14 protein-coding genes are annotated in these 14,291 nt (G+C 71.6%); 4 read left to right on the forward strand and 10 right to left on the reverse strand.

Going from position 1 to position 14,291, the window contains the following annotated elements; translation table 11 throughout:
- The first annotated feature begins 37 nt into the window (after nucleotides 1-37).
- The gene (gene trhA, locus ACQEV1_RS26020; protein WP_285624579.1) at nucleotides 38-709 is read left to right on the forward strand and encodes a PAQR family membrane homeostasis protein TrhA; all 672 of its coding nucleotides are present in this window, start codon (nucleotides 38-40) and stop codon (nucleotides 707-709) included.
- A 3-nt stretch (nucleotides 710-712) separates the two neighbouring features.
- Here trhA and ACQEV1_RS26025 read toward each other — a convergent pair whose 3' ends face one another.
- Entirely contained in the window at nucleotides 713-1,390 is a 678-nt protein-coding gene (locus ACQEV1_RS26025; RefSeq protein WP_433396666.1) for a TetR/AcrR family transcriptional regulator, read from the reverse strand.
- A gap of 90 nt (nucleotides 1,391-1,480) precedes the next feature.
- Here ACQEV1_RS26025 and ACQEV1_RS26030 point away from each other — a divergent pair, with 90 nt between their 5' ends.
- Together ACQEV1_RS26030 and lpdA are read left to right on the forward strand one after the other, a co-directional pair.
- Nucleotides 1,481-2,470 (forward strand): aldo/keto reductase, encoded by a 990-nt coding sequence (locus ACQEV1_RS26030; protein ID WP_433396668.1) that lies wholly within the window; start codon nucleotides 1,481-1,483, stop codon nucleotides 2,468-2,470.
- Between the two features lie 83 nt (nucleotides 2,471-2,553).
- A complete protein-coding gene (lpdA, locus tag ACQEV1_RS26035; protein ID WP_285575440.1) occupies nucleotides 2,554-3,939 on the forward strand; it encodes a dihydrolipoyl dehydrogenase in 1,386 nt (461 codons plus the stop codon).
- 95 nt (nucleotides 3,940-4,034) lie between these two features.
- Here lpdA and ACQEV1_RS26040 read toward each other — a convergent pair whose 3' ends face one another.
- The 3 genes from ACQEV1_RS26040 to ACQEV1_RS26050 form a co-directional block, all read right to left on the reverse strand.
- Nucleotides 4,035-4,235, reverse strand: coding sequence for a hypothetical protein (locus tag ACQEV1_RS26040; protein ID WP_285624571.1), 201 nt, complete (start codon nucleotides 4,233-4,235; stop codon nucleotides 4,035-4,037).
- 218 nt (nucleotides 4,236-4,453) lie between these two features.
- Nucleotides 4,454-4,804 (reverse strand): DUF3054 domain-containing protein, encoded by a 351-nt coding sequence (locus ACQEV1_RS26045; protein ID WP_285575444.1) that lies wholly within the window; start codon nucleotides 4,802-4,804, stop codon nucleotides 4,454-4,456.
- 228 nt (nucleotides 4,805-5,032) lie between these two features.
- Entirely contained in the window at nucleotides 5,033-6,100 is a 1,068-nt protein-coding gene (locus ACQEV1_RS26050) for a GNAT family N-acetyltransferase (RefSeq protein ID WP_433396670.1), read from the reverse strand.
- A gap of 31 nt (nucleotides 6,101-6,131) precedes the next feature.
- Between ACQEV1_RS26050 and ACQEV1_RS26055 the strand changes: the two genes are divergently transcribed.
- Entirely contained in the window at nucleotides 6,132-6,596 is a 465-nt protein-coding gene (locus tag ACQEV1_RS26055) for a MarR family winged helix-turn-helix transcriptional regulator (RefSeq protein ID WP_433396672.1), read from the forward strand.
- A gap of 949 nt (nucleotides 6,597-7,545) precedes the next feature.
- Here ACQEV1_RS26055 and ACQEV1_RS26060 read toward each other — a convergent pair.
- From ACQEV1_RS26060 to ACQEV1_RS26085, 6 genes are read right to left on the reverse strand one after another with little or no spacing between them, the layout of a single operon-like run.
- Complete coding sequence (locus ACQEV1_RS26060; protein WP_285624565.1) at nucleotides 7,546-8,529, reverse strand: N-acetylglucosamine kinase; 984 nt, start codon at nucleotides 8,527-8,529, stop codon at nucleotides 7,546-7,548.
- The gene (locus ACQEV1_RS26065) at nucleotides 8,526-9,788 is read right to left on the reverse strand and encodes a 6-phospho-beta-glucosidase (protein ID WP_433396674.1); all 1,263 of its coding nucleotides are present in this window, start codon (nucleotides 9,786-9,788) and stop codon (nucleotides 8,526-8,528) included. The genes ACQEV1_RS26060 and ACQEV1_RS26065 overlap by 4 nt, the downstream gene beginning before the upstream one ends.
- Nucleotides 9,785-10,681, reverse strand: coding sequence for a carbohydrate ABC transporter permease (locus ACQEV1_RS26070; protein ID WP_285624559.1), 897 nt, complete (start codon nucleotides 10,679-10,681; stop codon nucleotides 9,785-9,787). The genes ACQEV1_RS26065 and ACQEV1_RS26070 overlap by 4 nt, the downstream gene beginning before the upstream one ends.
- Nucleotides 10,682-10,691: 10 nt before the next feature.
- Nucleotides 10,692-11,642: a carbohydrate ABC transporter permease gene (locus ACQEV1_RS26075; protein WP_285575459.1), complete on the reverse strand. Its 951-nt coding sequence runs from the start codon at nucleotides 11,640-11,642 to the stop codon at nucleotides 10,692-10,694.
- Nucleotides 11,642-12,967: an extracellular solute-binding protein gene (locus tag ACQEV1_RS26080; protein ID WP_285624557.1), complete on the reverse strand. Its 1,326-nt coding sequence runs from the start codon at nucleotides 12,965-12,967 to the stop codon at nucleotides 11,642-11,644. Before ACQEV1_RS26080 ends, ACQEV1_RS26075 begins: the two co-directional genes overlap by 1 nt.
- A gap of 39 nt (nucleotides 12,968-13,006) precedes the next feature.
- Nucleotides 13,007-14,203: an ROK family transcriptional regulator gene (locus ACQEV1_RS26085; protein ID WP_285624556.1), complete on the reverse strand. Its 1,197-nt coding sequence runs from the start codon at nucleotides 14,201-14,203 to the stop codon at nucleotides 13,007-13,009.
- Nucleotides 14,204-14,291: the final 88 nt, after the last annotated feature.

The following is a 14,291-nucleotide window of genomic DNA, read 5'->3' on the forward strand; positions in this document are numbered from 1 at the left end:
GTCGCGACCGCCGCGGCGGCGCGGAGGGAGGCGTCTCATGGTACGACCGGGCAAGGTGGGGGAGATCGCCCAGTCGGTCAAGCCCCGGCTGCGCGGCTGGCTTCACGCCGGCACGTTCCCGGTCGTACTGGTCGCCGGCCTGCTCCTGGTGGCACTCGGCCCGACGCTGTCCGCTCGCCTCGCCGCCGCCGTGTACGCGCTGACCTCGGCTCTGCTGTTCGGCGTCTCCGCGATCTACCACCGGGGACACTGGTCGGAGCGGGCCGAGGCGGTGCTCCGCCGGTTCGACCACGCCAACATCTATCTGATCATCGCGGGCACCTACACGCCGTTCGCGCTGCTGGCCCTGCACGGCACCAGCCGCACGCTCGTGCTCGCGGTGATCTGGATCGGCGCCGGGGCGGGCGTGCTGTTCCGCATCGTGTGGGTGGGCGCGCCGCGCTGGCTCTACACCGCCCTCTACGTCGGGCTCGGCTGGGTGGCGGCGGGATTCATGCCGCAGCTGCTGGACGGGGCCGGGGTGCCCGCGCTCGTGCTCGTGTGCGCGGGCGGCCTGCTCTACAGCGCCGGCGGCCTGGTGTACGGGCTGCGCCGGCCGGACCCCTCACCGCGCTGGTTCGGCTTCCACGAGGTGTTCCACGCCTTCACCGTCGCGGCCTATGTCGCGCAGTACATCGCCGTGTCGTTCGTCGTCTACCGGGCGGTGTGACGCTCACTCGACGGCGAGGCGGGTGAGCCACTCGCGCAGCAACGCCGACTCGGCCTCGCTGAGCGTGCGCGGCGTGCGGCCCTCCAGGGCCGCCGTCAGCGCGATCGCCATGCCCGACACCGACGACGGCCGCTCTTCGGGCTGGTCGGTGGTGACCGCGGTGAGGATCGCCTCGCGCGTTCGCGGTGACAGCTCGGGATCGGGCTCGTCCCCGGAGATCAGCTTGAGGGTCACGCCGACACTGGCGGCGTGGAGCATGTCCGCGGCGGCCCGGACCGGCACTCGCAGCCGGCCGGCGCGGGCGACCGCCTCGGTCTCACCCAGCAGGATCTGGTATCCCTCCCGCGAGGCGGCGGCGCGCCGGCTCGCGCCGTGCATGAGGGCGTAGAAGGCGGGACGGGTGAGGCCGAACTCCACGTGGGCGTCCCAGCCGCGGCGCAGGTCCTCCACCGGGTCGCCGCTGGAGGGCCGGGATCGCTTCCCCTCCAGGTAGCGGTCGTAGCCGTAGGCGACGACCGCGTCGAGCAGGCCGTCCTTGTCGCCGAAGTGGTGGTAGAGAGTCGGGGCGCCGACGCCCGCGGCCGCGCAGACGGCGCGGGTGGAGATCGGCGCGCCGCCGGACTCGGCCAGCAGCTGTGCGGCGGCGTGCAGGATCCGCTCTCGGGTACCGATGTCGCTCACGAAGACAATGATGCCCGCGTGCCGGTGGCGTCCGACTCGCCTGTATCGTTGCTCTATCAATCTCTATATCGCCGTTTTCAAGGAGAAGTCATGCGAGAGCGCACCCTGGGATCGCTGACCACTTCGGCGCTCGGCCTGGGCTGCATGAGCATGTCCGGCATGTACGGTCCGGCCGACGAGACCGAGAGCATCGCCACCATCCACGCCGCGCTGGACGCGGGGATCACGCTCCTCGACACCGGCGACTTCTACGGCATGGGCCACAACGAGATGCTGATCCGCGACGCCCTGCGCGACCGCGATCGCGACCAGGTGACGATCAGTGTGAAGTTCGGCGCCCTGCGCGACCCCGGGCAGAACTGGGCCGGCTATGACGGCCGGCCCGCGGCGGTCCGCAACTTCCTCGCCTACTCCCTGCGCCGCCTCGGCACCGACCACATCGACGTGTACCGGATGGCCCGGGTGGACCCGGCCGTGCCGATCGAGGACACCATCGGGGCGATCGCCGAGATGGTCCAGGCCGGTCACGTCCGTCACATCGGGCTGTCCGAGGCCGGCCCGGAGGCGATCCGGCGCGCCGCCGCCGTCCACCCGATCGTCGACCTGCAGATCGAGTACTCCCTGCTGTCGCGCGGCATCGAGAAGGAGATCCTCCCCGTCTGCCGCGAGCTGGGCATCGGGATCACCGCGTACGGCGTGCTGTCACGCGGCCTGCTGTCAGGCCACTGGACCCGGGACCGGAAGGTGGGGGCGGACGACTTCCGCGCCCGCGGCCCCCGGTTCCAGGGCGAGAACCTCGACCACAACCTCGCCCTGGTCGAGGCGCTGCGCGGCGTGGCCGAGAGCCGCGGCGTGTCGGTGGCCCAGGCCGCCATCGCCTGGGTGCTCGCGCGTGGGGAGGACATCGTGCCCCTGGTGGGCGCCCGCACCCGCGAACGCCTGAACGAGGCGCTGGGCGCCCTGGACGTCGCGTTCACCGAGGAGGACCTGGCCGCCGTCGAGCAGGCCGTCCCGGCCGATGCGGCCGCCGGCGACCGCTACCCCACCGCCCAGATGGCGCACCTGGACAGCGAGCGCTGACCCGGGCTCATCGCCACCCGGCCACCGGGCTCGTACCGGGGTGAACGTACGGTCGGGTGGCCGGGCGCAATATCGTTTTCGGCATGAGCACACATTTTGACGTCGTCGTCCTCGGCGCGGGGCCGGGCGGGTACGTGGCCGCGATCCGGTCCGCCCAGCTCGGTTTGAAGACCGCGATCATCGAGGAGCGCTACTGGGGAGGGGTCTGCCTCAACGTCGGCTGCATCCCCTCCAAGGCCCTGCTGCGCAACGCCGAACTGGCGCACATCTTCACGCGCGAGGCGAAGACGTTCGGCATTCAGGTCGACGGTGAGGTGCGGTTCGACTACGGCGAGGCGTTCAAGCGCAGCCGTACGGTCGCCGACGGGCGCGTCAAGGGCGTGCACTACCTCATGAAGAAGAACGGCATCACCGAGTACGAGGGCCGCGGGTCCTTCACCGACGCGAACACCATCGTGGTCAACGGTGAGGAGATTACGTTCGGCAACTGCATCATCGCCGCCGGCGCGAGCGCGCGGCTGCTGCCCGGCACGACGCTGTCCGAGCGCGTCGTCACCTTCGAGGAGCAGATCCTCAGCGACAGCCTGCCGGAGAGCATCGTCATCGCCGGCGCGGGCGCCATCGGCGTGGAGTTCGCGTACGTCCTGGCCAACTACGGCGTCAAGGTGACGATCGTGGAGTTCCTGGACCGGCTCGTCCCGCTGGAGGACGAGGAGGTCTCCAAGGAGCTGGCCAAGCGCTACCGCAAGCTCGGCATCGACGTGCTCACCTCCACCCGCGTCGAGGGCATCGACGAGACCGGGCCGAAGCTGCGCGTCACCGTCTCCAAGAACGGCGAACAGCAGGTGCTGGAGGCGGACAAGGTCCTGCAGGCGATCGGCTTCGCCCCCAACGTCGAGGGCTACGGCCTGGAGAACACCGGCGTGAAGCTGACCGAGCGCGGCGCGATCGACGTCGACGCCCGCTGCCGTACCAGCGTGGAGCACATCTACGCCATCGGCGACGTCACCGCGAAGCTGATGCTCGCGCACGCCGCCGAGGCGATGGGCATCGTCGCGGCCGAGACCATCGCCGACGCGGAGACGATGGAGCTGGACTACGTCATGATCCCGCGTGCGACGTACTGCCAGCCGCAGATCGCCAGCTTCGGCTGGACCGAGGCGCAGGCGCGCGAGAAGGGCTTCGACGTCAAGGTCGCCAAGTTCCCCTTCACCGCGAACGGCAAGTCCCACGGCCTGGGCGACCCCGGCGGCTTCGTGAAGATCCTCAGCGACGGCAAGTACGGCGAGCTGCTCGGCGCCCACCTCATCGGTCCGGACGTCACCGAGCTGCTGCCCGAACTGACTCTCGCCCAGCAGTGGGACCTGACCGTCCATGAGGCGGCCCGCAACGTCCACGCCCACCCGACCCTGGGCGAGGCCGTCAAGGAGGCCCTGCACGGCCTGGCCGGCCACATGATCAACTTCTAGCCGCCGCGCCGTACGCCGACGTCGCCGTGCCGGGGGTCCACCCCGGCACGGGTTCGCCCCGCCGCCCTGGACGGCGCGGCCTCGGGCGGGGCCGGTCAGCCGAGGAAGAGGCTGAGCAGGAAGGCGAGCAGGAACAGGAGTATTCCAGCGCCGAAACCGCCGAAGATGACGGCGAGCGTGCCACGCACGATCTTGGCCAGCAGGTCGCGCTCGGGCGGCTCGGGCTCGGGGCGACGAGGCCGGTGCGGGGCGCGAGCCGGGGGTTGGTGCGGGCTACGAGCCGGAGTTTGGTGCATGATCTGCCCTCATCCATCGGTGCCGGGCGCCGGCGAGTCGGTGTCCGCGGTGCGGGGTCGGCGACACGGGACGTCGCGGGGCCGACGGACCTGAACTTTTACTTCACTGTAGAGGATGTGTGGCGGCGATGATCGCCAAGGGTCCGGATTCGACCGAAGGCGCCGCGCCGCCCCGGATCCCGCGACCGACGCCGCGAGGGGTGTCCGTGGCCGCGCGGTCATGCCGCCATGCGCCGGCCGGCCACGGCACGCCAGCCGAACATCGCCAGCCCGAGAAAAACGAGCGCGACGAGGACGAAAGTGGCGGCGATTCCCTGACCGGAGACGGCGCGCAGCGCCATCCCGGCGGCGACGGTCGCCAGCCAGACCCCGGCACCGGTCGCCAGGAGCGCCGCGGGACGCCGCCAGCCCCGCGTCACCAACCAGCCGATCAGGAGGCCGGCGAGGAACGGCCACGCCGTTTTCGCCGCCCCGGCGAGCGTCTCGCCTTCGCTGTGACTGGCCCGTCCGATCAGGACGAACGCCAGCACACAACAGAGGTCGAGGACCGCCGCGGTCACCATGCGCATGGGTCCCAGGGTAGTGTGCGCGGCCGCGTCCCGCCCGACCCACCGGGCGGACATCCGGCAGGCTCTGAGGTCGCCTTCGGCATCCGCGCGGGCCATGGTCGCCGCCGGCCCGCTCGCCGGGGCCGCGGGGAGGTCCCGCCATGGCGTTGTACGGGCCGGTGGGCGCCGCCGTCACCTCGCGCCGGGCCGCGGGCCCGTACGAGCACCCGGCGCGGCCTCGCGGGGATCTCAGGGGACGAGCTCTTTGACGAGACGGGTGGTCCCGTCGGTGCCGGGGAGTGATGCGCGCCGGTATCCCTCGCTCTCGTACAGGCCGATGTTGTAGCGGCTGCCGGTGCCGGTGAACAGCACGATGCGACGGCACTTCGGCTCGGCGGCCGCCTCGGCGCCGCGGAGCAGCCGGCGCCCGATGCCTCGGCCCCGTAGGTCGGGAACGACGCCGAGCCGGCCCACATGCCAATCGGTTTCGGTGCGCCGGGCCCGCACCATGCCCAGAAGCCGGCCGTCCAGCCACAGGCCCGTGGTGTGCCAGGCCGCCAGCCAGTCGCGTACCTGCTCCGGCGACTCGTGCAGGGCGGGGACGGCCAAGGCGTCGTTGGCGATGGCCTCCTCCACCCAGCAGCACCGCTGCAGGACGGTGACCTCGGGAGCGTCGTCGGGGGTCAGTCGCCGCACGTAGGACCCCGGCAACGGTCCGGGCGGCGCTCCGGCCGCCGACCGCTCGCGCATCGGCCGTAGGGCATTCGCCACGCGGACGAGTTCGTCCAGGACGCCGACGGCCGCTCCCGCGAGAGCGGTGTTCGGACTCAGCGTCCCATTCCGGGTCGCGTCACCGATGCGGATCGCCACCGTCGCGCCCAGTGGCACCAGACGCAGGGTGGTCACCACCTGCTTGGCGTGCTGCACGGACCGGGTGCCCGCCGAGGTGTTGCCGTAGCTGACGAAACCGACCGGCTTCCAGGCCCACTCGCGACTGAGGTAGTCCAGCGCGTTCTTCAGGGTCGCGGGCATCCCGTAGTTGTACTCCGGCGTCACGACGATGAAGCCGTCCGCCGCGTCCACGATCGCGCTCCACCGCCGCGTGTGCTCGTGCCGGTAGACACCCGACGACGGATGCTGCTCTTCGTCGAGGAACGGCAGATCAAGGTCGCCGAGGGCCACCGGCACGAGTTCGACGCCGAGCTCCAGGGCGCGAGCTGTGATCGTCTCGATCATCCACTCTCCGACCGTCCGGCCCAAGGCGCCGGGGCGAGTGCTGCACACCACGACGAGGACACGCACCATTTTCGTTGACATGGAAACGAAGGTTAGGCGGTATGTTGTATACATGTCAAAGAGATTGCCGGCGGAACCCGTACGATGGCTGAACCCGGACGAGGAGCGAGCGTGGCGGGCCTTCCGCCGCATGGTGATCGCCGTCCAGACGGGCACGGCGCGCGATCTGGCGTCCGCCGGACTCTCTGAGCCGGACTACGAGGTGCTGAGCACGCTGTCGGAACGCCCCGACCACACCAGCACCCTGCACGAGCAGGCCGCCAAGATGGGCTGGTCCCGCAGCCGCCTGTCCCGGCACGCCACCCGGATGGAGGCCCGCGGTCTCCTCGAACGCGCACCCGACCCGGCCGACGGCCGAGGCTGCCTCCTGGTGCTCACCGAGCAGGGGCTGGACACGTTGAAGAGCGCCGCTCCCGCCCATGTCGCGTCGGTCCGCCACCATTTCGTCGACCGGCTCACATCCGAGGATCTCGCCGCACTGGAAGAACTCGCCCGGAAGCTGGAGACACCCGGTTGAGACACGCCCCAGCACCCGGCCACCCGGCCACCCGGGCACGACAGCCGCGCCACCGCCGTACCCACCGGGGACCGGCGACGGACTTCACCGCGCTTCCACCGGCCGCCCCCAGACGCCAAGATCGCCCGTTCCCAGGAGTTGAGCTCCACCTGCGCGTGGGTTCGGACGGGTGTGGGGCCCGCCCGCCGTGCCGGCTGGGCGGCACGGGTCGGACGCCGGCCGGGCGCAGGCACCGGCCGGGACGTCGGCGGCGACCGGGATGCCCACGGCGGCCGGAATGTCCGCGCGGCGGCCGGGGCGTCGGCGGCGGCGACCAGCTCGCCGCGCAGGCCTCCACCGACCAGCCGACCTCGCGGTGTCGTAGTTGGGTTCAGCGATGGCTCCGCCGCGAGGCCATCGTGGCGGCCGCGCCGCCTGGGCGCCCACCGCTTGCGCCTGCCTGGGCGGCCGCCGCGAGCCCGGCCGCTCGCGCCCGCCGGGCGCCGGCCGCTCCCACCCGGAGCAGGCCACGTCCGGACGGCATGGGTGCGGTCGGCGCAGGGCGGCCTTCCCAGGGTCCCGATCCCTGCGCGAGTCACCTACCGACCGGGCTGGGCGGCGGCCGAGACCGGACCCGCGTCGTCGCCGCGCGGCCGCACGCTGGGAAGGGCGACGCCGTGGTTCGGGCACCGCCGTGGTTCGGGCGCCGCCGGCCGGCGGCGCGACCTCCTAGCGCAAGACGCGCCGTGGCCGACGCCGGTTTCCTGCCCGGCAGACGTCTTGGCCGGCGGAGCGGCGCCGACATGGTGTCCGGCGCGATGACTCAGGCGGCGGCAACGCTCTGGCCGGCGACTGGGGACATGCGGAAATGTCCTCCAACCGGCCCGATCTCATTGTCCTGCGTCGTTCCGCGCCCGGGGAAGACGCGACAACACAGTGTGAACGACGCCGGGACCGCCGCCCGCCGAGGTCACAGGCCGGCGGGGCTTCGGGCGTAGAAGGCGAGAAGGCGCTCATGGGCCTCCGGGGGCGCGCCGGCGTCGTCCAGGCCGAGCAGGGCCGCGCCGAGGACCGGCGGGGCGTCGACGACGATGAGTTTGGCCTGGGGCGCGATACGGGAGAAGCGCTCCTGGATCGCGGCCATGAGCAGTGTGTCGCGGGCGGCCAGCACTCCGCCGCCGAGGACGACCTCCACCGGGGAGTTCAGCAGGTCCAGCCGCCGCAGGACGACCGTAGCCAGGGCGCTCACCTCGTCGGCCTGGCGTTCGACCAGGCGGGCCGCGACCTCGTCGCCGGACGCCGCGACTTTGAGCAGGACGGGGGCCAGCTCGCCGAGGCGCTCTTCGGAGATCTCGCCGAAGTGGATGCCCAGGCCGACCTCCAGCGCGCTGGAGGCGCCGAAGTGCGCGGCGACGGCCTCGGCGAGCGCGGTCTTCGGGCCGCGGCCGTCCTCGGCCCGTACGCCGTGCCAGAGGGCCTCCTCGCCGAGGTGGTGGCCGCCGCCCCAGTCGCCGGTCACCCGGCCGATCGAGGGGAACCGGGCGATCTGACCGTCGGGGCCGACGCCCGCGCAGTTGATGCCCGCGCCGCACACCACGGCCACGCCCCACCGGTCGGTGACGCCCGCGCGCAGCAGGGCGAAGGTGTCGTTGCCGACCCGGACGCTGCGGCCCCAGTTGCAGGCCGTGATGATCCGGTGGAACTCCTCTTCCTCCTCCGGCAGGTCCACGTTGGCCAGGTACGCCGAGACGTGGTCGGCGACCGGCCACGGCGCGGTCAGGCCGGCCGCCTCCAGCGCGCGGGTGACCGCGTCGGTCAGGGCCGCCACGGCGGTCTCGACGCCGTCCGCGACGGGCCGGAAGCCGCCGCCGCGTACGGTCGAGCGGATCTCGCCGCCGGTGGTGAGGACCACGACGTCGGTCTTGCTGTTCCCGCCGTCGATCGCGACGATCACGCGCCCACCGCCCAGGGCAGGTGCGCCGCGTTCGCCGCGACGAGCCGGTCGGCCAGGTCGGTGGCCGTGCTCACCTGCCCGATGAGCGGATGAGCGAGCAGGGCGTCCGTCACCCGGTCGACACCTCCTTTGAGCGCCGCCTCCAGGGCCAGCTCCTCGTACGCGGTCACGTGGGCGATCAGGCCGGCGAACAGCGGCTCGACGGGGTCCACCGGCAGCGGGTCGGCGCCGGTCGCGGTGACGCGGGCCGGGACCTCGATCACCGCCTCGGGCGGCAGGAACGGCAGCCGGTCGCCGTTGCGCACGTTGACGACCTGCACGTCGCCGCGGTCGGCGTACAGGGACGCGACGAGGTCGATCGCGGCCTCGGAGTAGTACGCGCCGCCGCGCCGCTCCAGGAGCTCCGGCTTGGTGTCCAGTGCCGGGTCGGCGTACATCCGCAGGAGGCGTTCTTCGATGGCGGCCACCTCCTCGGCGCGCGACGGCGCATCGAGTTGCTGCGCCACCACCGCGTCGTGTTCGTAGAAATACCTAAGGTAGTAGGACGGTACGACACCGAGGCGCCGAAGGAGAGCCGAAGGCAGGCCGATGTCGGCCGCGAACTCCTCGGCGTGCTCGGCGAGCAGCCTCGGCAGCACGTCCTCATCGCCGAGGTGGACGCTGCGTTCCCAGGTCAGGTGGTTGAGGCCGACGTGGCCGAGCCGGATGTCGCCGGGCGGCACCCCGAGCGCGCGGGCGAAGTGCCGTTGGAACCCGATCGCCACGTTGCACAGGCCGACGGCGCGGTGTCCGGCGTCCAGCAGCGCGCGGGTGACGATGCCGACCGGGTTGGTGAAGTCGACGATCCAGGCGTCCGGCGCCAGGCGGGCGACCCGTTCGGCGATGCGGAGGACCACCGGGACCGTGCGCAGCGCCTTGGCGAGCCCACCGGCGCCGGTCGTCTCCTGGCCGACGCAGCCGCACTCGAGTGGAAGCGTCTCGTCCACGCGCCGGGCGGCCTGCCCGCCGACCCGCAGCTGCAACAGGACCGCGTCGGCGCCCTCCACGCCCTCGTCGAGGACGGTCGTCGTACGGATCACGCCCGGGTGGCCGTACCGCGCCAGGATCCGGCGGGAGAGCGCCCCGACCGGCTCCAGCCGGCGCTCGTCCGGGTCGACGAGGACGAGCTCGGACACCGGCAGCGTGTCGCGAAGCCGGGCGAGGCCGTCCACGAACTCCGGCGTGTACGTCGAGCCTCCGCCGACCACGCACAGCTTCATCCCTTCACCCCCGTCAGCGTCACTCCCTGGATGAACACCCGCTGCGCGAGGAAGAACACCACCATCACCGGGAGCACCGTCAGCAGGGTCGCGGCCATCGTCAGGTTCCACTCGACGTGGTGCGCCGCACGGAACGTCGACAGGCCGACCGCCAGCGTCCACGAGTCCGGTTTGGTGTAGATGAGCGGGCCGAAGTAGTCGTTCCAGGCGTAGAAGAACTGGAACAGCGCGACCGCGGCGATCGCGGGCCGCGCCATCGGCAGCACCACCCGCAGCATCGCGGCGAACTCCCCGCAGCCGTCGACCCGCGCCGCGTCGGCGTACTCCGCCGGGATCGTCACCAGGAACTGCCGGAGCAGGAAGATGGAGAACGCGTCGCCGAACAGCATCGGCAGGATCAGCGGCCACAGCGTGCCGGTCAGATGAAATCGCGCCCACACGATGTACATCGGCACGATCGTCACCTGCGGCGGCAGCATCATCGTGGTGATGACCAGCACGAACGCCAGCTTGCGCCCGCGGAAGCGGAACCGCGCCAGGGCGTAGGCGACCGGGATGCTGGAGACGAGCATGAACGCCGTGGCCAGCACCGCGTACAGCAGCGTGTTGAGCAGCCAGTGCAGCATCACGCCGTGGTCGGTGGTCAGCGCCGTGCCGAAGTTGGACCAGTGCCAGCTTCGCGGCCACAGCTCGCCCGTGAGGGTCTCGTTGCTGCTCATCACGGCGGTGAGGAACATGAACACCAGCGGCGCCAGGAACATGATCGCCAGGGCGATCGCGATCGCGTGGGTCGCCACCCAGTACAGGATCCGGCGGCCCCGCCTCCGCGTCCGGCGCCGGGCCGGCGAGCCGAGGGCGGGAGCGCGCCGCGTCGCGAGCGTCGTGCCGGTCATCGTCGTCCCTTCAGTCATCGTCGCCGAACGCGTGGAACCGGCGGAGCAGGATCAGTGTGAAGAACATGGCGACGACGAACAGCACGAGCGCGAGCACGCACGCGTAGCCCATGTTGAACTGCTGGAAGCCCTCGTTGTAGAGCGTCTGGGGGAAGGTCAGCGAGGCGCCGTCGGGATAGCCGGGAGCGGTGGTGGTGCCGGCCTGGTCGGCGTTGCCCTGGGAGGCGTTCGCGGCGACCATCGCCTGGGTGAAGTACTGCAGGGTCTGGATGACCCCGGTGACGACCGAGAACATCAGCACCGGCGAGATCGTCGGCAGGGTGATCCGGCGGAACCGCTGCCAGGCGTTCGCGCCGTCGATGGCCGCGGCCTCGTACAGGGACGTGGGCACGTCCAGCAGCGCCGCCAGCAGGATGATCATGACGTCGCCGATGCCCCACAGGGCGAGCAGGGTCAGGCCCGGCTTGGTCCAGTCGGGGTCGTTGAACCAGTCGGGCAGGTGGATGCCGATCTTGGCGGCGATGCCGTTGACCGGCCCGGTGCCGGGATTGACCACGAACACGAACGCGACGGTGGCCGCGACGGGCGGGATCAGGAACGGCAGGTAGAAGATCGACCGGAGGATGTTCCCGCCCCGCTTGATCCTGGTGAGGAGCTGGGCGAGGGCGAGGCCGAACAGCACCCGCAGCGGGACCATCACCACGACGAGCCAGAGTGTGTTCTTGATGGCCCGCCAGGCGTACGGGTCCTTGAACAGGAACCTGTAGTTGGTCAGCCCGACCGGCGTGAGCTGGAACAGGTTGTAGCGGAAGAAGGAGAAGTAGACCGTGGCGGCGAGCGGGTAGGCGAAGAACAGCGTGAAGCCGAGCAGCCACGGCGACAGGAACGCCAGCACCCGGAGGCGGTGCCGGCGCCGCGCCCGCGACGCCGGCGCCCTCCTGGCCGTCAGTGCGGCGGCCATCAGCCGCCGGCCAGCTGAAGCGCGTCGTTCACCTTCTTGTCCAGGCCCTGGAGGCCTTGCCGAAGGTTCGTCACCTTGCCGGGCTCCCACTGCTCCTGCACGAAGCTCTGGAACTTCACGATGAAGTCGCCGCCGTTGATGGTGGAGGGGATGGTCGAGCTGTTCGGGTTCTTGAACACGTCGAGGAACGTCTTGAACTGCGGCGGGAGGTCGAGGTTCGGCGAGGCCAGCGCGGGGATGGTGCTGGGCACGTTGCCCAGGCCGTTGGCGAAGGTCACCAGCGCGTCGGTGTCGGTGGTCAGGTACTTCACGAACTCCCAGGAGGCCTGGGCGTGCCGGGCGCCGCGCGGGATGCCGATGATGGTGCCGGTGACGAACCCGCCGCCGTAGGTGTTGGCGCGGGCGTCGTCGACGGGCGTGGGCGTGGTCGCGTACTGGACCTTCGGCGCCTCCTGCTGGAGGAACTTGGTGCGCCACTCGCCGTCGATGGCCATTGCCACCTTGCCCTTCTCGAAGGGGTTGGAGGCCTCGAACTCCTGGCCCATCGAGTGGATGAACTTCTTGACGTTGTCGTAGCCGTACCAGTCGAGCAGGCCCTTCTCCCACTGCAGGTACTTCGTGAAGGCCGGGTCGGCGGCGAAGTCGGCCCGCCCCTGGGCGGTCAGCCAGGTCGCGCCGAAGCTGGGCCCGGCGATGTGCTCGGGCACGTGCTCGTAGTAGGTCTCCGACGGGATGAAGCCGGCCACCTTGATCGTGCCGTCGGCGTTCCGTACGGTCAGCTTCTTGGCCAGGGCGGTCAGCTGGCTGATCGTCTTGGGCGGCGGGTTGCCCTTCATCAGCGCCTTGTTGCTGTAGAGGGCGTAGTCGTCGGCGAGCAGCGGCAGCGTGCACCGGTCGCCGCGGTACTGCGTGTAGTCCTGCACCGCCTTGGGGAACAGGTTCAGGTCGACCTTGTCCTTCTTCAGGTACGGCGTCAGGTCCTGCAGCGCGCCGCTGGAGCAGAACTGCCCGACGTTGTTGGTGGAGAAGGACGACACCACGTCGGGCGGGTTGCCGCCGCGGATCGCGTTGAGGATCTTGGTGTCGTCCTGACCCTTGACGAGCTTGACGGTGATGTTGGGGTGCAGCCGGTGGAAGCCGGCGATGGCGTCCTCGAAGGCCTTCACCTCATGGGGTGCGCTCCAGCCGTGCCAGACCTCGATCGTCTGCGGCGCGTCGGCCTTGGGGCCGCCGCTCGCGGGTGACTGGCCGCCCGCGGTGCACGCGGTGGCAGCGGCGGCGGTGATGATCGATGCGGTGATGAGCCGCCATGGTCGTGGGGACACTCCGGTCTCCTTCGGGCGCCGGCCGTACGCGGCCGGGGGTTAACGGACGGTGCTGGAGAAGAGCTCCTCGCGTGTTTCCCCGAGTGCGAGGTGCAGCGCGCCGGCCAGGACGGGGTTGCCGTCGACCGAGCTGAGCCGCAGCGGCGGATGCGGGATGGTCATGGTGTGCAGTTCACGCTCCACGAGGGAGCGAAGCGGTTCGCCGCCGGCGAGGGGCACCTCGCCGGCGAGCACGATGAGTTCGGGGTCGAGCACGCTGACGATGGCGGCCAGGCCGGTCGCCAGGCGGGTGGCGAGTTCCTCCAGGCCCGCCCGGGCCCGTTCGTCGCCGTCCTCGTACGCCTCGCGCGCCCGTCGTACGATCTGGTCGGCGCGTCCGCCGCGGAAGCCGTGCTCGCGCAGCAGCCTGATCACGGCGGGCGCGCCGGCGACGGCCTGCAGACCGCCGGTGTTGGCGCGACCGGGCTCGCGGATGATCGGCGCCGAGGCGACCGGCATGTAGCCGACCTCTCCGGCGCCTCCGGTGGCACCGCGCACGAGCGTGCCGCCGAGCACGATCGCCATGCCGATGCCGGCGCTGACCCACAGCAGCACGAAGTCGGCCGTGGCGGTGGCCTGGCCGTGCGCGAGTTCGGCCATCGCCACCAGGTTGACATCGTTCTCCACGGCGACCGGCACGCCGAGCCCCTCGCGCAGCCGGGTGAGCAGGTCCGGGATGTGCCAGCCGGGCAGGTGGGAGGCGTAACCGAGCCGCTCGGTCCGCGGGTCGACCGCGCCGGGCACCCCGATGACCACGCGGTCGACCCGGTCGAGCCCGGCGTCCGCCATGGCCCCCTCCACGGCCGTGCGCGCCCGCGCGATCGCGTCACCGCCGGACGGTCCCGGCGTCGGCAGCTCGAAGCGGCCGGTCACCGTGCCGGTCAGGTCGGCCGTGCAGGCGCGGATCTGCGCGCGGCGCACCTCCAGCGCCGCGACGTGCGCGGCGGAGGCGTTGATGCGGTACAGCTCGGCGGTACGGCCGGGGCCGCCCTCGCGGATGCCGTCGGCCACGACCAGGCCGGCGTCACGGAGCCGGGTGAGCAGCTGGGAGGCGGTCGGCTTGGACAGGCCGGTGAGCGTCCCGATCTCCGGGCGGGTGAGGGGACCCCGTTCGAGCAGCACCTTCAGTGCGGCGCGGTCGTTGATGGCGCGCAGCAGCCTCGGGGTGCCCGGCGTGCCCGGGCTGGACGTGGACACGGCGACTCCGGCGGGAGCAATGGCGTTAGGAAACTTTCCTAACGTGCCGGTGAAAGTAGGACCGCCGGAGGACGCCGTCAAGACGGCC

The organism is Actinoallomurus sp. CA-142502 (assembly GCF_050936355.1).
GTDB lineage: Bacteria > Actinomycetota > Actinomycetes > Streptosporangiales > Streptosporangiaceae > Actinoallomurus > Actinoallomurus iriomotensis.

What these genes read in the sequence shown, in the direction of transcription:
- lpdA (WP_285575440.1), top strand. Translation starts at nt 2,554, where the DNA reads ATGAGCACACATTTTGACGTCGTCGTCCTCGGCGCGGGGCCGGGCGGG.
- ACQEV1_RS26065 (WP_433396674.1), bottom strand. Translation starts at nt 9,788, where the DNA reads ATGAAGCTGTGCGTGGTCGGCGGAGGCTCGACGTACACGCCGGAGTTC.
- ACQEV1_RS26030 (WP_433396668.1), top strand. Translation starts at nt 1,481, where the DNA reads ATGCGAGAGCGCACCCTGGGATCGCTGACCACTTCGGCGCTCGGCCTG.
- ACQEV1_RS26075 (WP_285575459.1), bottom strand. Translation starts at nt 11,642, where the DNA reads ATGGCCGCCGCACTGACGGCCAGGAGGGCGCCGGCGTCGCGGGCGCGG.
- trhA (WP_285624579.1), top strand. Translation starts at nt 38, where the DNA reads ATGGTACGACCGGGCAAGGTGGGGGAGATCGCCCAGTCGGTCAAGCCC.
- ACQEV1_RS26040 (WP_285624571.1), bottom strand. Translation starts at nt 4,235, where the DNA reads ATGCACCAAACTCCGGCTCGTAGCCCGCACCAACCCCCGGCTCGCGCC.
- ACQEV1_RS26070 (WP_285624559.1), bottom strand. Translation starts at nt 10,681, where the DNA reads ATGACCGGCACGACGCTCGCGACGCGGCGCGCTCCCGCCCTCGGCTCG.
- ACQEV1_RS26055 (WP_433396672.1), top strand. Translation starts at nt 6,132, where the DNA reads ATGTCAAAGAGATTGCCGGCGGAACCCGTACGATGGCTGAACCCGGAC.
- ACQEV1_RS26050 (WP_433396670.1), bottom strand. Translation starts at nt 6,100, where the DNA reads ATGTCAACGAAAATGGTGCGTGTCCTCGTCGTGGTGTGCAGCACTCGC.
- ACQEV1_RS26045 (WP_285575444.1), bottom strand. Translation starts at nt 4,804, where the DNA reads ATGCGCATGGTGACCGCGGCGGTCCTCGACCTCTGTTGTGTGCTGGCG.